The 20455-nt window shown below is 57.8% G+C and carries 15 protein-coding genes; 1 reads left to right on the plus strand and 14 read right to left on the minus strand.

Annotated features, from left to right (window positions below; all coding sequences use genetic code 11):
- Positions 1 to 18: 18 nt before the first annotated feature.
- Genes pstA through H3T92_RS06165 form a run of 3 tightly spaced genes read right to left on the minus strand, consistent with a single transcriptional unit; the run spans position 19 to position 3094 of the window.
- Positions 19 to 999, minus strand: a complete 981-nt coding sequence (pstA, locus tag H3T92_RS06155) for a phosphate ABC transporter permease PstA (protein ID WP_144085364.1) — start codon at positions 997 to 999, stop codon at positions 19 to 21.
- Entirely contained in the window at positions 996 to 1949 is a 954-nt protein-coding gene (gene pstC / locus H3T92_RS06160; RefSeq protein WP_198189596.1) for a phosphate ABC transporter permease subunit PstC, read from the minus strand. The genes pstA and pstC overlap by 4 nt, the downstream gene beginning before the upstream one ends.
- Positions 1946 to 3094, minus strand: a complete 1149-nt coding sequence (locus H3T92_RS06165; RefSeq protein ID WP_198189597.1) for a phosphate ABC transporter substrate-binding protein PstS — start codon at positions 3092 to 3094, stop codon at positions 1946 to 1948. The genes pstC and H3T92_RS06165 overlap by 4 nt, the downstream gene beginning before the upstream one ends.
- Before the next feature lie 328 nt (positions 3095 to 3422).
- Here H3T92_RS06165 and H3T92_RS06170 point away from each other — a divergent pair, with 328 nt between their 5' ends.
- On the plus strand, positions 3423 to 4994 hold the full coding sequence (locus tag H3T92_RS06170; RefSeq protein ID WP_101431979.1) for an MDR family MFS transporter: 1572 nt from the start codon (positions 3423 to 3425) through the stop codon (positions 4992 to 4994).
- Here H3T92_RS06170 and H3T92_RS06175 read toward each other — a convergent pair whose 3' ends face one another.
- The 11 genes from H3T92_RS06175 to H3T92_RS06225 form a co-directional block, all read right to left on the minus strand.
- On the minus strand, positions 4995 to 6053 hold the full coding sequence (locus tag H3T92_RS06175; RefSeq protein WP_198189598.1) for a LacI family DNA-binding transcriptional regulator: 1059 nt from the start codon (positions 6051 to 6053) through the stop codon (positions 4995 to 4997). It lies immediately after the preceding gene.
- Positions 6054 to 6102: 49 nt separating this feature from the next.
- Positions 6103 to 8253, minus strand: coding sequence for a beta-galactosidase (locus H3T92_RS06180; protein WP_198189599.1), 2151 nt, complete (start codon positions 8251 to 8253; stop codon positions 6103 to 6105).
- Between the two features lie 25 nt (positions 8254 to 8278).
- Positions 8279 to 9247 carry a carbohydrate ABC transporter permease gene (locus H3T92_RS06185; protein WP_198189600.1) on the minus strand — a complete coding sequence of 323 codons (969 nt, stop codon included), beginning with the start codon at positions 9245 to 9247 and terminating at the stop codon, positions 8279 to 8281.
- Complete coding sequence (locus tag H3T92_RS06190; protein ID WP_156147894.1) at positions 9244 to 10206, minus strand: carbohydrate ABC transporter permease; 963 nt, start codon at positions 10204 to 10206, stop codon at positions 9244 to 9246. The genes H3T92_RS06185 and H3T92_RS06190 overlap by 4 nt, the downstream gene beginning before the upstream one ends.
- Before the next feature lie 64 nt (positions 10207 to 10270).
- Positions 10271 to 11596 (minus strand): ABC transporter substrate-binding protein, encoded by a 1326-nt coding sequence (locus tag H3T92_RS06195; protein WP_198189601.1) that lies wholly within the window; start codon positions 11594 to 11596, stop codon positions 10271 to 10273.
- 123 nt (positions 11597 to 11719) lie between these two features.
- Positions 11720 to 13714, minus strand: a complete 1995-nt coding sequence (locus H3T92_RS06200) for a family 43 glycosylhydrolase (protein ID WP_198189602.1) — start codon at positions 13712 to 13714, stop codon at positions 11720 to 11722.
- Positions 13715 to 13919: 205 nt separating this feature from the next.
- The gene (locus H3T92_RS06205) at positions 13920 to 14717 is read right to left on the minus strand and encodes an HNH endonuclease family protein (RefSeq protein WP_232341920.1); all 798 of its coding nucleotides are present in this window, start codon (positions 14715 to 14717) and stop codon (positions 13920 to 13922) included.
- A 54-nt stretch (positions 14718 to 14771) separates the two neighbouring features.
- On the minus strand, positions 14772 to 15620 hold the full coding sequence (locus tag H3T92_RS06210; RefSeq protein WP_198189603.1) for an aldo/keto reductase: 849 nt from the start codon (positions 15618 to 15620) through the stop codon (positions 14772 to 14774).
- A gap of 129 nt (positions 15621 to 15749) precedes the next feature.
- The gene (locus H3T92_RS06215) at positions 15750 to 16829 is read right to left on the minus strand and encodes a class C sortase (RefSeq protein ID WP_198189604.1); all 1080 of its coding nucleotides are present in this window, start codon (positions 16827 to 16829) and stop codon (positions 15750 to 15752) included.
- 581 nt (positions 16830 to 17410) lie between these two features.
- On the minus strand, positions 17411 to 18238 hold the full coding sequence (locus tag H3T92_RS06220) for a hypothetical protein (protein ID WP_198189605.1): 828 nt from the start codon (positions 18236 to 18238) through the stop codon (positions 17411 to 17413).
- 193 nt (positions 18239 to 18431) lie between these two features.
- Entirely contained in the window at positions 18432 to 20423 is a 1992-nt protein-coding gene (locus H3T92_RS06225; RefSeq protein ID WP_144085350.1) for an LPXTG cell wall anchor domain-containing protein, read from the minus strand.
- Positions 20424 to 20455: the final 32 nt, after the last annotated feature.

Raw genomic sequence — 20455 nt, forward strand, 5'->3', positions numbered from 1 at the left:
TTTCTCTCATGGCGGCACTCAATGGGTCCGCCCAACAGCAAAGATGCGCGAGACCAGCCGCCCCAGCAGGTTGAGCAACAGGACGATAAGGATCAGCACCAGGGCCGCAGCCCAAGCCCGCTGCATGTGGATATCAGTCAGGCATCCCGGGTCGGCGCTCGGTCCACAGACGGCCAGCCCCTGGGAATACTCGTTGTAGACGAAGACCGGCAGGGTGGTCATCCTCCCGGAGAAGAGGTTGGGGTTGGTGGTGGCGATGAAGCCCGAAGCGATCAGCAAGGGCGCCGTCTCACCGATGACCCGTGCCACAGCCAGGATGGTGCCCGAGACGATGCCGGGCAGGGCCGTGCGCAGAACAATGCTGGTGATGGTACGCTGCTTGGTCACCCCCAGGGCATAAGCGGCCTCGCGCAGGTCGTTGGGCACCACAGCCAGCATATCCTCAGAGGTCTTGACCACCGTGGGCAGCATGAGCAGGGAGAGGGCCACCGAACCAGCCAGGCCGTTGACTGTGCCCGGTCCGACCACCAGGGCGAACATGGAGAAGGCGAAGAGGCCGGCCACGATGGAGGGGATTCCGCTCATCACGTCCACCATGAGACTGATGGCCTTGGCCAGGCGGCCTCCGTGGGCGTACTCGACCAGGTAGACCGCGCACATGACACCCACTGGAATGGAGATGACCATGGATCCAAAGGTGATCTCCAGGGTCCCGATTACCGCGTGCAAGATGCCGCCATAGCCTCCGGTCGGCGTGGGGTTGCCCCCTACCACACCGCTCATGTTATGAGTGAGGAAGTCCGGCGTCAGCCGTCGCACCCCCTTGGACAGACTGACCCAGAGCACCGAAACCAGCGGAATCAGGGCCACCAGGAAGGAGAGCCCGATCAGGACGGTCATCAGCCGGTCCTTGCGCTTGCGCGCCCGGATGGAGGATCTGGTTGGCCTGAAGCGGTCAAAATCGATAACCGGTCCGCGATCAGTTCGGCTTGCCATCATGCACCCGCCTTTGCTGTGATCCTGCGCGCCAGATAGTTGACGATAAAGGTGATGATGAAGAGGACCAGACCGGTGGCCACCAGGAGGGCCACGCCCTGGGAGTCCGCCTCAGGGAACTGGGCGGCGATGTTGGCGGCGATGGTCTGGCTGGTGGAAGCCTGCAGCAGCCGAAGGGAGTAGCTGAGGCCCGGCGAGAGGATCATCAGCACCGCCATGGTCTCGCCCAGGGCGCGGCCCAGCCCCAGCATGGAAGCAGAAATGATCCCCGAGCGACCGAAGGGCAGGACCGCGAGCCGGATCATCTCCCACTTGGTGGCGCCCAGGGCCAAGGCGGCCTCCTGCTGGAGTCGAGGGGCCTGGATCAGGATGTCGCGGGTGACCGAGGTGATGATGGGCAGAATCATGACCGCCAGCACCAGGGCCACGGTGGCCACGGACCGGGCCGGGGCTGCAACGGGTCCGGAAAAGAGCGGAATCCATCCCAAATGAACAGACAGCCAACGCCAGAAGCCGGTGATATTGGGAACCAGGACCAGAGCCCCCCAGAGCCCGTAGATCACCGAGGGCACGGCGGCCAGCAGGTCGATCACCGTGCTGAGCAGCGTAGACAGGCGGGCGGGGGCGTAGTAGCCGATGAAAAGGGCGATGCCCAGGGAGACTGGGAAGGCCAAGAGCAGGGCCAGGCCGGCAATCAGAATGGTGCCGAAGACCAGCGGGCCCACATAGCCCAGGAAGCTGCTTGCCCGTCCACCGCTCAGGGAGCGTATGGCCTGGGTGCGGGAATCCGGGTCCCCGGTGAAGGCCGGAAAGGCCCGCAGGATCAGAAAGAGGGTGACCGCAGCCAGAGCCAGCAGGATCAGAACGCCCGCCCCGATGGCGCAGGCCTTGAAGATTCGATCCACCCGTTTGGCCTGGTGCAGGGTTGCGGTCTCGTCCGGTTTCTCGCTCATGCCTTCCCCCCGATGGTCTCCACCGAGGCCATGGCCTGGCTGCGCAGCCCCTGCCCCAGCTCGGCGCTGCCCGCATTGGCCGCAGCCATGCGCTGGCCCTGCTCGCTCAGCAGATAGGTCAGCCAAGCCTTGGCGAACCGGGCCTTGGATCCGTCCGGATCATGTCGATAGGCGGTGCAGACCACATCGTAGGAGACCAGGACGATGGGATAGGTATGCTCCCGGCTGGTGCGATGGTCCACAGCCAGGACCACCCGTCCTGGCTGGCTGGCCTGGGGATCCCGCTGGGCCAGATCAAGCAGGTTGGCTGTGGTCTTGGCTGTAGGCGGCTGCCAGGTCTTCCCCACTTGGACGGCCACCGTGCCCAGCCCGGTGGTCTGGGCCGCGTCCGCATAGCCAAAGGTGCCCTCCGCCTGGTTCATGGTCATGACCACGCCGGCAGTGCCCTTGGCGCCCTGCCCCAGGTCGTTGGGCCAATTCTCGCCAGCCGGATAAGGCCAGGCAGACCCGGCTGTGTCGTGCAGGTAGGACAGGAAGCTTTTCGTGGTGCCGGACTTGTCCGAACGATGGATCACGGTGATGTCCAAGTCAGGCAGATTGGCTCGCGGATTAAGGGCTGCGATGCGCGGATCCCGCCAATTGGTGACCTTTCCGGAGAAGATCATGGCGATCAGAGCCGGATCCATCCGCAGATGGCCGCCTGAGCCCTTGGGCCACAGGTCAGGAAGATTGTAGGCTACGGCGATTGGAGTGGCGTAAACGGGCAGGTCAATGGCCGTACCGGAACCGCAGACCTGACGCGAGTGCTCAAGCTGATCGGCGGTCAACGGCGCATCGGTGCCGGCCCAGATGGTCGAACCTGACAGGAAGGCGTTGACACCAGCACCGGAGCCTGCCGGATCATAGGAGATGCGCCCCCCCGGATGCTGCTTGCGGAATCCGGCTATCCAGGCCTCGTCAGCACTCTGCTGGGAGGATGCACCAGATCCGGCGAACTCGCCTTGGAAGAGGGCTTGGTCTGCAGTATTGCCTGATCCGCTGCTTGCGGCAGGGACGTTGTCACCGCAGGCCGCCAAGGGAATCATCATTGCCAGGGACATGAGGAGGGCCGGGACTCTGCCACGACCATGACCATGTGCATGCATGCTACCTACCTCGACCGCCGTTGCATTTCAAACGTCCGTCCTCATCAGCCCGTGTCGGATCCTCCCGTACTCACATTACCGAAGCTCGCCTCACACAGCATACTGGAAACGCTGACCGCCGAACAAGGTCGCGACATTCGCGTCAGCCATGTGGAAAAACCCAATCGCAATCCGCAGACTGGTATATCATAAGTTCATTGTCAGACGCTTAGCTCTCTTGTTCTTTTCATAGTGTCACCGGTATCGGTATGCCCTGATTTGCTTTCTAGGACGGCACCGCGGGGAGCGGTATGCGCAGTGAGGACTAACCCAAAGGAAGTGGTGGTGCATGAGGAAGCAGGAGCTCGCCAAGCAAGGGCGGACCCTCAGCAAGGATGGAGCCTTCGTCAACGGAAAGCTCACCCATGAGGCCTTCCTGTCGCTGGCCATCCTGACCGTCATCACCTTCCTGGGCAACTTCACCCAGCTGCAGCTGGCTTCGGCCCTGCCCACCATTGTGGACGAGTTCCACATCACCCTGACCACCGGCCAGTGGCTGACCTCGGTATTCCAGCTGGTCATGGGCGTCATGGTGCCGTTGACCGGTTTTCTGACCAAGCGCTTCTCCACCAGGCAGATCGTCATCACCTCCATGGCCGTCTTCACCCTCGGGTCCCTGCTCAGCTGGCAGTCGCAGACCTTCGCCCTGGTCCTGCTGGGCCGCATCCTGGAGGCCATAGGCACGGGAACCATGTGGCCCGTTCTGCAGATCACCGTCTTCTCCATCTATCCGTTGTCCAAGCGCGGCATGGCCATGGGCACTGTGGGCCTGGCCATGAGCGTGGCCCCGGCCATCGGCCCAACCCTGGGCGGCTGGCAGACCGACGCCAACGGCTGGCGTTCCATCTTCCTGACACTGAGCATCTGCGGGGCCGTGGCGCTGCTCCTGTCCATCTTCGGCCTGCGCAACTTCGGCCAGCGCGACACCAGCGTCAAGGCGGACTTCTTCTCGGTGGCCCTGTCCATCTTCGGATTCGGCGGCCTTATGTTCGGCTTCACCAATATCGAGAACTTCCCCATCACCTCCTTCATGACCTGGCCCTTCATGCTGGTCGGCCTGATTGGAATCATCTGGTTCGTTCTGCGCCAGCTCCACCACGACAAGCCCCTGCTGGACCTGCATGTGCTGCGGATCAAGAACTTCACCGTGGGCACCATCATCGCCTCCATGTCCTTCTTCGCCTTCAGCTCGGTCACCGTCATCCTGCCCATGTACATCCAGACGGATCGTGGCTTCTCAGCCACCATGAGCGGCCTGGTCATGCTGCCTGGAGCCATCGGCACCGCCATCGCCCAGTTCTTTGGCGGCCGGCTGCTGGACCGCTGGGGTGCACGTCCCGTAGCTATGACGGGCTGCTCGGTCCTGCTGCTGGGCACCATCGCCATGAGCCTGATCGGCGCCAATACCTGGATCGGCCTGGTCTCCATCTGCCAGTTCATCCGCCAGATCGGCATGGGCTTCACCCTGATGCCCTTGACCACATGGTCCCTGAACAACCTGGCTCCCAAGGATGTTTCAGCTGGTTCGGCCGTCACCAACACGGCCCGGCAGATCGCCGGCGCTGTCGGCGCACCCATCCTGGTCATCCTCATGGAGACCATCACCACCCTGCGCCACAACGCCATGGGCGGCGGTCACTCCACCCAGATCGCAGCCAACATCTTCGGCGTGCAGTGGGCCCTGCGCATCTCGGCACTGATCTGCCTGGGCATGGTTCTGCTGGTCTACTTCGGCGTTCGTGGAAACGGCGCCGGCTCCGGCCGTCAGATGACCCGCATGCTCCTGCGCCACATGCACATCATCCACACCGATGCTCCTGCCGTCACAGCCTCCACCGCCGACTCCGAAACCCAGGACTGATCACCGGGTGGTTTTGCGGGCTATGACTTGTGATCCGACGACAAGATCCTGGGGTGCCGTAGCTCTGCCTCCGATACGTCCCAGGACGCGGTCGACACAGGTTCGCGAGATCCATCCCAAGCAGGAATCCATGGTAGTAAGCGGAGTCTGCAGATAAGCCGACTCTTCGATATTGTCAAACCCGATGATCTGAACCTGGTCGGGTACGGCTCTGCCGTAAGCAGTCAGAGCCGAGAGTGCGCCGATAGCCAGCTGATCATTGAGAGCAACCACCCCATCGAAGGGCACGCCCGCCTCTAATATCCGTTGCATGGTCAGGTACCCGCTGCCCAAGGTCCAGTCATAACCGGTTACACCCAGAAGCCGGTCATCCAGCTGCAGTCCCCTGGCATGGACCGCCTTAAGCACGCCTTTCATCCTTAACTCGGCATTGCCTTCGATTGCAGCCTCCAACTGATTCTGGTCGAGCGGCGCATGCAGGCCGATGACCGCCAGCGAGCGCACCGACCGATCAAATAGATACTCTGTGGCCATCCGAGCTGCCTCGGCATCATCGACCATGACATGATCCGCCACCCCATGGGTAGTCCGTGCGCCTACGCAAACCAAGGGATAGCGCACATCCAGATCCTCCACGGCGAACCGCTCAAGCTCCGACATGGATAGGATGATGCCGTCGCTGATAGTGCTGTTAAAGGAGGCCAAAATCTCATGCGCACCCTTGGCAGACCCCTCGGCATATGTGCTGACATAGACTGCATAGTCCCGCAGGCGAGCGCTGTCGATGACCCTATTAGCCAATTCGGACAGATAGGGAGGTGTCAGCGAAGGGACAGCCAGCGTAATGATACCGGTTTTGTTCCGATGCAAATTACGGGCCGCAGCATTGACCTTGTATCCCGATTCGTCGATCACCTGCTGCACTCGCGCACGGGTCGCATTGGACATACGGCCATTGCCGTTGATCACGTTGGATGCGGTCTTCAGCGAGACACCCGCCTTGCTGGCCACCTCGCGCAGGGTGATCCGTTTACCTGGACGTCCTTCATCCGTAGCCATAGACACCCCCTAGAATGCGACAACCTCCAAGGCACTATGGCGATCACATCTACTGACGGGTGACCACCACACCATGCACTCCTATAGTGTACCGATTGCCAGATAAACCACCCCCACTGCACCGGGCTGCTCGTTGAACCACTAAAGCCTCACCCATGGTGGACACATCTCTGACAACTGCCGACCCCCGGTTGAAATAGAAATGATAACGGCCTTGTGGCCCGGATCTGATCAGGTGCACCAACCGCGGGTCGCCGTCACATCCATTATGCAACCCTGCCCCTGCTGCGCCGGTGAGGAAATCAGAAGGAACAATCCGGTTGATCACCGAAACCAGCGATTCCTTGGTGAAGCCCGTCCCCAGATAGAGAACGCAGCCCTGACCGTACCCATGGATGGTCACCGCAGGTTTCCCAGCCATGTCGAGATCATAGGAACGACGCCCTTGGTAACGAGCCAGCACCCTTACCGAGTCCTCTACGCGCAAGGGCTCGTTAACCCATATACGGCCCTCAATGCCCTCCGACACCAGGATGGATCCACCACCTTGGTCACTGGTACCCAAGGCGATCATCTCTTGGGAAGCGATACCTGTCAAATCACGCAAAACCGCAGGATATCCACCCAGGCCGACGTGCATATGGTCGTCCATAATGCCACTGGCGAAGTCCACCACCAGCCGGCCACCGCCGCTCACATAGTCTCGCAGACGGTCGGCTTGCTTCTGATCCAGCAGAATCAGGGCCGGCAACACCACCACGTCATAGCGCTCCCACTGCCCTTTCAGTGGCATTACATCCGCCCTGTATCCAGCTTCGAGCAGTGCCTGATACCAGATATAGACCTGCTGCCAATGATCTACAGAACAATCGGGCAGAGTTGAATCAGCCATAGACCACTGGCAGTCGGCATCAAAGAGCAGGGCAATGGACGAGGGTTCCAATTGGGTCCCGGCCAGTCCACTGCTGGAGAGTGTGCGCAGAATACTTCCCAAATCGGCAACCTGTGCATAAATCGCCGAATCTGGCCCTGCGTGGGGGATCATGGCCGAGTGGAAGGCCTCCGCTCCGAAGGCGGACTGCCGCCATTGGAAGAAGTTGACTGCATCCGCCCCCATGGCCACGTGGGCCAGAGCATCCCGGATCAGTTCACCTTGACGCTTGGAAGCGTTGAAATTGCGCCAATTGACGGCTGATGTAGAATGCTCCATCAGGCACCAAGGATGACCTTGGGCATAGGCATCCACCAGTGAATCCGAGCAGAGCAGCTCATCCAGGTGTCCAGGTCCATGGGCGAAATAGTGGTCATTGGCCACGAAATCGACCTGGCGGGACCAACGCTCATAATCAAGGACGCATTGGTCTGTCGAAACCATGAAGTTGGTCGTCAACGGTTTATCAGGGGTGAGCTCCTGCAATTGATCACGTTCGGCACAGAAAAAATCCATCAGCGCGTCTGAGCAGAATCTACGAAAATCCAGACGCAGTGCCGGATTGATAAAGGCATCACGTACGCCAGCATGTTCAGGCAGGGGAACCTGATCGAAGTTCTGCAGACGCTGGGACCAGAAATCGTTGCCCCAGGCTCGGTTCAGCTCCTCGATGCTGCCATAGCGGCGGCGACACCAGCCTTGGAAGGCCTTTAAGGCATCCTGCGAGTAGTCAGCAGCGTTGTTCCATCCATATTCATTGCCTACATGCCAGGCAACCACAGTCGGATTGTCGCGGAAGTGCTCTCCCATGACCCTGCAAAGGCGAAGGGCATAACGTCGAAAAACAGGAGAGGTGGGCCTCCAGGATTGTCGAGCTCCCGGATGAACGAGCGTTCCATCCGCCTCCACGGGCAACACCTCAGGATGTGCCTGGTAGAGCCAGTATGGGGCCGTTGCTGTAGCTGAAGCCATGTCCACGGCGATACCGGCTTCTCCTAGCAAGGTCACCACCCGATCCAGCCATCCGAAATCCCAGACTCCATCGCTGGGCTCCAGACGTGCCCACGAGAAAATGCCCAGTGTCACCATGGTGACGCCGGCCCGTTTCATCAGCGCAACATCTTCGGTCCATACCTGCTCTGGCCATTGGTCCGGGTTGTAATCCCCGCCGAACCAGATTCCTCCCGAATGACCGTTGGGCTCCTTCGGCCATCGGTAAGGTCTATATGGTTGGGGCTGCCGACGGTCATGATGGTCCGTTTTGCTCATGCCTAATCCCGTCTGCGTGTTTCTGCTATTCCTTGACAGCACCAGCAGCCAAGCCGGATTGCCAGTATTTCTGCAGCAGCAGGAAGGCGACGATGATGGGAATGATGGTGACCAGGCTGCCAGTCACCACCAGGTTCTGAATGGCATGGGCACCAGCTGTCGATGCCTGATCCTTCCAATTGTTGAGCCCGATTGTCAGCGGATACCAATTGGAATCCTTGAGCATGATCAAGGGCAGGAAGTAATTGTTCCAAGTGGCCACAATAGTGAAAAGCGCCGTGGTTACGATGCCGGGGGCCAGCAGAGGCAGGCTGACCTGCCAGAAAGTACGGAACTCCCCAGCCCCGTCGACTCGGGCTGCCTCCAGCAGCTCAGTAGGCACTGCCTGGTCGGAAAAGATCCACATCAGGTACAGGCCGAAGGGCGAGATCAGACTGGGGATGATCATGGCCCAAGGCGTATCGGTCAGTCCGATCTTGGCGAAGAGCAGGAACTGAGGCACAGCCAGAGCGATGCCCGGCACGCTGATGGCTCCGATGACTACTGCGAAGACCAGGCGACGGCCAGGAAAGCGGAACTTGGCCAGGGCATATCCACCCAGCACAGCCAGCAAGGTGGCGCCACCGGCTCCCACAACCACGTAAAGCAGGGTGTTGAGCAGCCAGCGCCCGAAGATCCCGCCCTCATAGGTGAACACTTCGCGCAGGTTGTCCCAGAGGGCGAACTTGTGCCCAAAGGCCAAGCCGAAGGTGCCAATGAAGTCCGACTGGGTCTTTGTGGCATTGATGACCAGCCAGATCAGGGGAAACAGGCAATAGAGCGCGAAGATTCCCGCAACCAGGGTCAACAGCCAGCTGCGCCGCGGATTGTCCGGATTGGAGAATCCCGTTCGAGCTGCCCTTCGACGTTCCGCGCGCTCATCACGTGCGACGCGTCGAGCACGCATACGCTCAGCCTTGGCCCCGTCGGTAGTCCTCGAATCAACCGTGCTCATTGCATCTGCTCCTTCATTCCCCTGAGCTGGACGGCGTAGGCAGCGACCATGGTAATGATGGCCATGACGATGGCCAAGGCCGCCGCGTAATTGCTCTGACCGCCCATGAAGCTCAGGTTGTAGGCATACATATTGGGGGTGTAATAGGTGGTGATCGCATTTCCTGGAACCATGGTCTGCAGGACCGAGGGCTCATTGAAGAGCTGGAAACTGCCGATGATGCTGAAGATGACCGTGATGACCAGGGAGCTCTTGAGTTCAGGAACCTTGATGCTGCGCACGATCTGCCACTCCGAGGCCCCGTCGATGGCCGCTGCCTCATAGAGCGAGTGCGGCACAGTCGACAGCGAGGAATAGAAAATCAGCATGTTGTAGCCCGTGAACTCCCAGGTATTGATGTTGCCGATGGCGGCCAGAAGCACGCTGGGCTGCAGAACATCGATATGCGTGCCCAGCCATTGATTCAAGGAACCCACCATTCCGTACTTGGTGCCGTAGATGAACCCCCACATCAGAGCCGCCACCACAGCAGGCACCGCATAGGGCAAGAAGGTGGTGATTCTGAAGAAGCGCGTGCCGTGCAGCTTGAGCGAGTCCAGGGCCAGCGCCATCAATGCCGCCAGAAGGAGCATGATGGGCACCTGAACCACAGTGAAGAGCGCCACACGGCCAACTGATGACCAGAACTGCCCGTCCTTGATCAGCCTGGCGTAATTGGCCAGACCCACAAAGACGTTCCCTCCGATCATGCGCTTCTCATACAGACTCAGGTAGATGGCATAGAGCACCGGCAGGACGAAAACGAATACGAAGACCAGGACAAAGGGTCCCATGAACTTCCATCCACGCCAGTCGGGCCTGTGAGGCCGCTCCCCAGTGCGACTCTCACTGGTTCCGCCAGGGCCTTGAGCCCGCGCGGGGGCCGGAACCCGCACAGTCGAACCTTCGACTTCACTCATGATGCCTCTCCTTCTTTCCTGTCGCTGCCCGGAGACGGCCATGGTCAGCCGCCTCCATAATCACTCACTTATTGACCTGATACCCCTGCTGGTTGCCGTGATCCACCAGCTTCTGCTGATAGTCCTCAAAAGCCTTCTCCAGTGTGGTCTGCTTCATGTAGGCCTTGCCGATGGAATCTCCATAGGTCGACTGGGCGAAGGGGTTGTATGGCAGATACTGGAACTTGGAGACCTTGAGGTTGGCTGCCTCGGTCAGAACCTTGTTGACTTCCTGACCTCCGAAGTACTCGTTCTTCTTGCTGGTGAATTCAGTCGAGCTCAGGATGCGTTTCAGCGAGGGGAAGCTGCCCTGGTCGGCCATGACCTGAGCTCCCTTGCCGTGCGTCAGGTATTCTGCGAACTTCCAGGCGGCCGCCTTGTTCTTGGCTTTCTTGGGCACAACAAGAGCCGAACCGCCGTCCTCTGCGGACACGCTGTCTCCCTCTTTCCACTGAGGCAGAGGCGCGACCCTCCAGTTGCCCTTCTGGTCGGGTGCACCGGACTCCAAATTGGTGGGCATCCAGGCACCGATGGTCAGCGAGGCCACCGATCCATCGTTAAGCGCCCTGTTCCAGTCATCGGACCAGTTGGCGGTCTTGGTATCGAGCAGGTCTTCATCGATCAGCTTCTGCTGAAAGTCGATATACCGCTTCATGCCGGCATCCTTGGTCATGTTGATGGTGATCTTGTCACCATCGACCTTCCATGGGTGGGCCCCAGCCTGCCAAGCCTGTGCGGTGAATGGCTGATAGGCACCCTTGTCACCGGCATTGTTGGTGATGTAGGAGCCCACAGCTCGGATCTTCTTGGCGTCCTGATAGTACTCATCCCAGGTCTTTGGGGGCTCGGGAATACCAGCCTTGTCGAAGACCGCCTTGTTGTAGAAGAAAACCTCGGGACCGGCATCAATGGGCAGAGCATAGGGCTTGCCGTCATACTGGACTTTGTTCCAGGGTCCCGGAGCGAAGTCATCAGCAAACTTATCCGCCCCATACCCTGACAGGTCTTCCAAGTTGTCTTCAATCGCGAACTGCTGGACGGTAGGATCCTCCAGCATGCTGACATCGGGGATGCCCTTGCCTGCAGCGACTGCGTTGGACAAGGCCACCTGAGTGTCACCAGCAGTGCCGGTGTTGTTGTACTTCACAGTGATGCCGGGGTTGTCCTTTTCAAAAGCAGCAATGGTCTCCTTGATACCATTGCCCCAGCCCCAGAAGACTATACGTCCAGAGGCCTTGCTGGTGTCCGCTGGCTTCGTTGCTGATCCAGACCCGCTGCTTCCACAGGCAGCGAACGAGGCCAAGGCGACCACGGTGACGCCCATGGTCAGGATTTTCCTTGCAGATTTCATGATGAACCTTTCGATGTTTGTAAAAACCACGTCCTTGATAAGGTTTTGACGCCCTGCTCCTTCCGACTGTTGATACAACTGTGTACCAACGTGTTATTCAGTATAAGCCGTAGCTTTGAATTGTCAATTCTGTTCAATGAGACGCCGCCGACCGTAGACGGCCACGACCATGAACAGAATGCCCGCCGCCAGGCAGCTCGCTACGAGAGTTGGAGCACGGCCGATAGCGCTGCCTGTTGCAGCCAGAGTGGAGGATAGACCGCCGCTGCCAGCGACAGGACGGACAGGCAGGGATTTGTCTGGCTCCACAGAACCGGACGCGGACCCTCCAGGGCCTGCCGGCGTACCATTTCCGTCGTGATCGACCAGGTCATTGGTCTCATCGCCCTTTTCAGGCACACCTGTCAGGGACACGTCATCCACATGCAGGGTCTGGCCCAAACTGCCGGAGGCTTCAATAGTGATTTTGGTATGCCCGCCTGGCAGATCGACCGGCAAGGAGGCCTGCTTCCAGTCTGTGCCGGTAGAGGCAGCCAGGTCAATCTCCGAGGTCTTCCCGCCGGATTCAATCGCGATCCTGGCATGATCCATGCCTTTAGGGTTCGCATAGGAGAGTTTCAAAAGGAAACGGCCGGCGTGCAGGGGAACATGACCTGGTTCATCCAAATCCTGGACAATGGAGGCGCTCCGGGAACGTCCAGGGGCGAATCGCAGATCATAGTCGCCCACTCGCCCATAGGCATCGGCTACATTGTTCACGGCATCTGGATTGACCCGCCGCCATCCGGCGATATCGGCAATCACCTTGCCGTCCTTGTCCCGATACCCCTGTTCACCCACCGAAACCCTGTCCGCTTCGAAGGAACCATTGAGCACATAGTCATTGGCATCGTCAACCGACCAAAGGCCGGTATCGGCATCCAGCTTCCACCGACTCATGGAATTGAAGCGAGGCGTGCCGGAATCATCAAAACTCAGCGGATTCCACTGGTTGTATCCAAGCCCATTACCCGCAAAGTCAGCCCATCGATCGCCGCAGTGAATGACGGTCTCTGCTCGGCTGCCGTGCAAGGTGTAGTAAAAACCGGTCTGAGTGATGTGTCCGAAATCCGCTCGGCTGCCATCCATGATCACCGTCTGATTGACGGGCTGATAGGGACCAAACAGATGATCTGCTACCTGAAAATGAATTCGGGATGCATCCCACCCGAATAGATCGGAACCAGCCAGATAATACCGGCCAGCATACTTGAAGAGCGCATTGCCTTCACGCCCGAAGCCCTGGTAGAGCTTGGTAGGTTCAAGCAGATCCACCTGACCCCCTTTAGCGCCTATTCTGGCCGCCCAGACACTGCCACGGCCACGGCCATAGGAATAAATCAGATAACCTGTGCCGTCCTCATCCTGGAAGACACTCTGGTCACCGGTATTGCTGGTGCCCAGCCCGTAATCGCGCATGTCAATACGCCTCTGGGCTTTGAACGGTCCAGCAGGCGAATCGGCTGTAGCGATCATCACCTTTTTGTCGAAATTGCGACCCGTTGCATCCGTTGGCATTTCATGTTGGATAAGCATGGCATAAGTGTGCAACTCAGGGACATAAGCAACTCCCATTCTGCATACCCAACCCGCACTACGGCCACCAAAGTCACTGGAGAATGCATCAGCCTGCGCCCTGTCCAACGCCACGCCTTGATACTGCCAATCGGTCAGATTCGCGGATTTATAGGCATCCACCGAAATGAAATCATTGCCAGTGAGCGCATGGGTTGGGTCCTGTCGATAAGCTTCAGCCTGGGAAAAGTGAACACCGTACCAAAAATGAGAGACCTTCCCCGTCGCGGGATCCGGGAAATCGAAAATTCCTCCGCCCTGCATATACATTGGATTACCGTCAGCGTCATCCCAAAAACGGTCATTGACGATCAGCCCGCTTCCGCCTGCAGAATCGGACTTTTGCCCTGCTCCTTGAGCAGCAGCCGCCTTTAGCGCTCCAAAGGACAAGCCCAGAATCATCGCTAGAACGATAAGAAGAACGGCCAATCTGTGCCTTGCCAGCGTATGATCCCGAATACGGTTTCCGTTTCCGGGTATATCCGAGCCGATATTCTCATTCATAGTCAACCTCTCTGTTGCTGATGGTTGCGGTCATAGACCCTGATCAAATCGAAATCTATGCAGTTGATACAACTGTGTATCAAACTGCAATAATACTAACACAACCTAAACGATCCAACTCAATGCAGAAGTCGGACTATAGAGCTCCTATGCGAATAAACACTTACCTAGCGTTCAATTCTGCCTATCCTCCAAAAGCCGGCGATCAGCGATCCTGCGGAAGAGGTTGACCTGGGCAGGTATGCAGAACAGCCAGCATGGCCTGTTTTTCCGAGCTGGTGACACTCAGGGAGTATTTGTCCTTGACTCCTATCTGACGGGCCACATACGAGCACTGATAGTCCTTGTTCTCGGGCAGCCAGTAGTCGGCCGAGGCGCTCCCCTTGGCCTGGTTGGCCGGGCCGTCCACAGCAAGCAGATTGTAGGGGTCGTTGCCAAAACGATAGCGGCGGGCCGTGTCCCACTTGCTGGCTCCTGACCGCCAGGCATTCTCCAGAGCGACCACGTGGTCGATCTGCACGGCCGAGCTGGTTTTCGGCCCTCTGACGAATTCGATGGTTCGCCCGGTATAGGGATCCTGCAGACGACCGCCGGCCACCTTGCACCCGCCGGGAGTAGTGGTGCGCAGGTCAGTCAGGTCGCGGGTCAACACATCCTCGCGTACATTGCAGCCGTTGCCATCCTCATCCGTCTCCTTGAAGCCGAAGGAATCACGCCGGTACTGGTGGCCAGGGCGGGCATGATCATCAACAGTCAGACCCTGCAGGGTCTGGGCCGCATCGCCGGTTGCCGTATATCGGCCGGTCAGCCGTCCGACTCCACCGTTGACCCTTGGCAATATCAGGCCGATGGTGATGCCTAGGACCACAGCCACCACCAGAAGAATCAGCACCCGTTCCGTGAGCGATTCGCGACGGAAGCGGGCCGGTGCGGGATTGCGCCAGACAGAACCATACCGGCTGCGGCCTCGATACCGATATCTTCTGCGTCTCGGACCGGTCATCTACCGCCGATACCTCCTATGTCGACTGCTTGCATGAATCATCCATCATAGCGGTCAGGCGTAGGCGTAGGTCATCGGGTCGTGTCCTGCACGCACCGGGGAGTCCATGGCATCGATGGCGGCATGCTCCTCAGGGGTCAGGCTGAAGCCGAACAGGTCCAGGTTCTCCGCCTGCCTTTCCCGGTGGACGGACTTGGGGATGATGATGGTCCCGTTCTCGATGTGCCAGCGCAGCACCACCTGGGCCGGCGTGACCCCGTGGGCCTGGGCGATTTGCTCCAGCCTTCCGCCGCCGGCTGTAAGGTCTGCGCCACGCGCCAATGGCGAGTATGCCTGGACGGCTATGCCATGCTCCTTGCAGAAGGCCGTTACCGTGCGCTGCTGCCAGCTGGGGTGCAGCTCGATCTGATCCACGGCAGGGTACTCCCCCGTCTCCCGGTACAGCCGTTCCAGATGCTCGGGTAGGAAGTTGCAGACTCCTAGGGTCCGCACCCGCCCCTGGTCGCGCAACCGATGGAAAGCCCGCCAAACCTGGTCGGCCCGCCAATCAAACGGCGTGGGCCAATGGATCATATACATGTCGACATAGTCGGTGCCCAGCAGAGCCAGCTGGCGGTCGAAAGCCCGCAGAGCGCTGTCATAACCTTGTTCGGAATCACGCAGCTTAGTAGTCAGCCACAGGTTGTCACGCTCAGGTCCGCTCTGGCAACCGAAGGCTTTGAGGCCACGGCCCACGCCTCCTTCATTGCGGTAGCCCGCTGCCGTATCGATGTGGCGATAACCCAGTTCCAAGGCAGATTGCACTACTCCAGCGGTTTGATCATCGTCGATCCTGAGCACGCCCAGACCCACCTGCGGAATGCGATTGCCGACAGACAATAGAATGTCAGGAACTGCTGTCATGGTCCACACCTTCCCAGGATGTAGCCCAGCCGTCTGCCGGGCCATGCTCGCTCCATTCTAGAGCCAGGCAAAAGCCCGGTTGAAACAGAACAGTCCTATGTGGTCAAACCTGCCCGCTCATGCACCGGCTTAGATTTTGCTGATGCTGAAGAAGTACAGCACGTGGGTATCGAACCAATGGTAGCCAAGGTCGAATACGGGCAGCAGGCTGATCTTCATCATCATGCCGACCGTGCCCCAGGCGAAGAAGAGGCCGAGCACAGCCAACAGCCACATGAAGGCGCTGCAGATTCGTCGGGTTTTGATCAACCGGCGACGGCGTGTGGCTTCTGAACGGGTCTCCTGCTCATGGCTGACCATGATCGTGGCCAGCGGCTCCCCCATGGTCCCCGGTCCCGTCGCTCGAGATTCCAGATGCTCCATTTGCTCCAGCTCGTGACGGCAGTTGCGCCGGCGACGTGAAAGCAGGTACCAACCCACCAGGCAGGCCAGGAACAGGGCCAGAAGTACCCAGACCATGTAAATGGGCGCCCCCTCAGGCTGGGTAGGAGGCACGTCGTCGCCGATATAGTGACCACGCACTATCAGTCGGTGGGAGTTGACGCCATAGGGATAGCAGGTCAGCAGGGTCACATAGTTGGAATTCTGGACTGGCTGCAGTGCACTGACATCGGTAGGCAAGATGATCTTAATCTGGTCCACCTTGTAGCTCATATGCCGTTTGAGGACACGTATCTGGAAGACATCACCCTTGCGCAGCTGGGTCAGGTTGTCGAACAGCATGTAGCCGACTTCGCCGGTGTGCCCCGTAATGACGGAGTGGATGGTTCTGTTGTCGGTAGGCACGTGGGTCGTGGCGATGTGCCCCGTGCCATCCTTGAGCACAACATCGCTGGTGCCGTGCCGCACGGGCAGCTTGACATTGATCTTGGGGATCTCCACATAGGCCATCATGCCTTTGCCGTCTACATTGAGGATTTTGTAGTAGCGACCCAGTGGTTCCTTGACTTCCTTGTACTTGAAGGGGTCCCTCAGCGTAGGCTTGCCTAATTCCTCGTCGTACTTCTTGGCATCACGCCACATGGCTCTGCGCTGTGCAGGTGAAAGTGCATCCACGATCTGGTCGTAGTTGTCGACTGCGGTGGAATCCTTGGAATAGTTTACATAGGCCGCCAATAGCGGGTAGAGGAAGATTGCCAGACCAATCATGAAGGCCAAGGTCTCCAGGAGGCCGAACCCCCGCCCTGACTTGCGAGCCTTACCACCGTTCTTGGCCTGTTTGGAGGCTGCCGCAGCTGCCTGACCAGCGTTGCCTTGTTGACTTGTTTCCTGGGAATGATGTCCTGAAACTACAATTATGGGAGCCGACGTTGTAGCTTGGCCTGAAACAGACACTGGAGCTGCTATTGTATCTAAATCATCCGATGCTGAAGCTCCTCTATCCTCAGGTGTTGCCGAAGGCGGATAGGAGGGTGGTATATCGGAACTTGGAGCATAGGCAGGCGGCATATCTGCTTGCCCAGCAGGTATGTCTGACGAGGTTGATTCTGTCGGAATGGACTCGTATGCAACATCACCGTTGCCGGCGGTATGAACTGGGCTCATAGTAGCGGAGTCAGTGTTCTGGTCCATCTATAGCCTTCCTCGCACAGCACTTCAAATAGTCCCGTTACTACCTTTTGACATACAAAGACCGGCGGCACCTATATGATACCGCCGGTCCTTAGGCATCCTCACAAATGCCTACGATGCCATTTGCTAGCATCACACCGACATGGGCAGGAGAATACCTAGTGTTCATCCCTGTTCCAGGAATGTGCGACTACCGCCAAGTAGAGGCCCATCATGGCCAAGATCATAAGCAGAATGCCAGGCGCTACCATGGATACGCCGGTAGCGGCAAGCTTGCCTGGTCCTGGTCGCACTACTGGCACGACCTGAGGCACGTCCACAAGCTTGGGGCTTATTGTCACATCATAAAGCGGATGGACTTCACCCTGTTCGCGGTAAAGCGGCAACTGCACGACCACTGGGTCGGCTTTTACCTTTGCATTCTTGGGTGTGGCCACCAGAGTGACCAGCCAATACGAGGCATGGAAATAGTCACCGTCGAAAACAGCAGGACTTCCGCCTGTCAGACTGGGTACATCTGAATCGAGTTGAGCTCCTGTAAGCCAAACACCTTGAGATTTTGCTTCTGATGAGTTGGTTATGGTGCCTCCCTGATCAGAGACACCGTAGTATTCAGCGGGTTGCGCCTTGTCCTTGAAAGCATCTGGGTTGGCTGCCACCTCATTGCTGATGGCCGCTTGTGCCTTATCAGCGCCAGGATTATGGTCTAATGCCTCCACCCGGCTCTTCAGAGTACTGGCATCCAGCCTCAGGGCACGAAACACATACCCTGCTCCAGCCGATACAGGAGCACTCGGCAGGATGTCATTCTGACCTCCTTGACCTGAATGCCCTCTCTTGAGTTGCACCGTCAGGGTCGGGTTGACCGTCTCCGCCTCTGCCGCCGGCGTCATATCGAAAGCGGTAAGGCCTAAACAGGCCAAGGCCGCAATCAGACAGGGCAGAACCCGGTGGGTGAGGCATTTCGGCAAGGCAATTCCCTTCATAAACCTTCCCTTCCGGCCGCCTTTCGACGACGTAATTGCGTCAGATCCGCTGGTCCAAATGAATCAAAACCAACGTCCCAACATACTCGGACTGAAGAAGATCTCAACGGTCCGTATGAAAATGGCGGACGATTCACGGAGGAACCGTCCGCCATCGGGTCACCTCACATGATTCTTGATGTGACCGTGATCATCAGGCCCGGGCGGCGTTATTGCGCCGACTACGGGCGTAAAGGGCACCACCCATGATCAGGGCACCGACAACCAACAGCAGCAGGATGCCACGACCACCAGTCAGAGGCAGGGCCAATGGTGAATCACCATCAGTAGTCGCATAATGCATCAGATAAGTTTCGACTGGCACATTATTAAACTTTATCGCCGAACCGCCAGCATCGGTAATCTGTTGAGGAGTCCTTCCGAACTTGGCAAAATGCAACTCACTGTACGTGGGCTGAACCGTAGCATGGGGACCATACTGCTGTGCAATTTCCTGCTCAGTCTTACCCGCATCCCCAAATGTCACCTTCTGGAAGGGGACACCAGGACTACGCCAGCCATTGGGGGTCTTGGTTTCTACCAGCCACCAATTACCTTGCAGTACTTTCTTACTCCCATCAGCAGCTTTCGCTGTATCACCAAATATGGGCAAACCAGCGAATGCTACCACACCATTGTTGTTAGCCGTAGCCTTATAGAGTTCGACGTTTGTCGGCTTAGTCGCGTCATCGGCAGTATAGAAGTTGCCATCAGAACCGAGATACTTGTCGGGTTCCGTTTGATCCTTAACCAGACGGAACTCGGACCCTGGCAGAGCCGCATACTTTGATGCTTCATTCTTCACATTACCGAAGGCAACGACTCCGTTGATCACATTCGTATGTTCAGGAATAGGATCTAGACGGTTACCGCTTGTATCAAAGTTTTCGCTGAAATCTGAAGCTGCATCGTTGGCAACACCATCCGTGCCAGTAGAATCACCATCTCCAGTGACCTTGGCATTATAGGTGATGACAATCGAGAAGGATGGAGCATCGAAGCCCTTTACCTTGTCAAGACTAGTGAAGAACTTAAAAACATAGTAAGAGACATTGCTAGTAGGTGCATCGTTAGTAAACATCTTCTTACCAGAAACCAAGCTTTCAGGATTTTCTGTTGGAGTTGACTCCGTATAATCCGTATCCTTGACCAGTGGTACGTCTTTAGGAGAACCGGTATCGGAACGGAGCACAACAGTGAAATCACCGTCCAGTCGCAATGAGCTAGACATACGGTCGGCAATGATAACATCGTTTCCTTCGCCCTTTAACTCTGTCACGTCAAGTTTACCATCGTTAGATTTCGCGTCGCCCTTGTAGAGCTTCTGTGAAAGCTTGTAATTGATGGTATCGCCGGCAACGGCAGTCCGCTGAGTCTTTACGTCGCCATTTGAACCCGTAATAGACTGCACAGTCTTGGAGAACTGAGTGGAGTTTAAGTTCTTCGGATACAGATGCAGATTATAAATGTATCCTTGAACCTTGTTTGCAGTATTCGTGTCGTCCGTGAGCGAAGTGGCTGCATAAGGCAGGCCAAAGAAAGATGGCGCCGCATCTTGGTACTTCAACGCATCAAGCTTGTTCGGATTGTCCGGGTTGAAAGCCCATGACTTAGCGCGATTTTCCTGCAGAATGTACCAATGGTTGGCACCTCCTGGGAAGGCGGCTTCTGCCGTGCCTTTAGCCGGCATACCGCCGTCCTCAGCAGCCGGATACCACTTATTGATTACACCTTGGCCGTCGGTCACACCGACATAGTTTTTCTGAACAGTGTACGTAGTATTATTCATTGGATCAATGTCAGCCAAATTATCTGTGGCAGACTTGACCTCCATGACATTAAACGTAACGTCCTTTGCAGGAACCATGTCAGCGTTCGCATTTATTTTTGCAGCATCCACAGAGGAACCCGTGGGGTTATACCCCGGGATAAGCGACAGGTACTTGGTAACTGTCAGCTTAGGACTCACTGTTGATTGCAGCGGACCCGGCCTGAAGTCATCTTCGGCATTATATCCATAGTCAGTAGCGGCCGAAGCCTGTGTGGCTGGCAAAACGACCATGCCCGCCAGGAGCGTCGCTCCGGCAACCGCCAAGCCTAAAAGCTTAGGGAGCCTTATCCCTTCATTATCTCGTTGCATGTGCATGCACGCATTCCCTTCTTTGTTAATAGGCACAG

This window comes from Bifidobacterium sp. W8112, from assembly GCF_016101425.1.
Taxonomy (GTDB): Bacteria; Actinomycetota; Actinomycetes; order Actinomycetales; family Bifidobacteriaceae; genus Bombiscardovia; species Bombiscardovia apousia.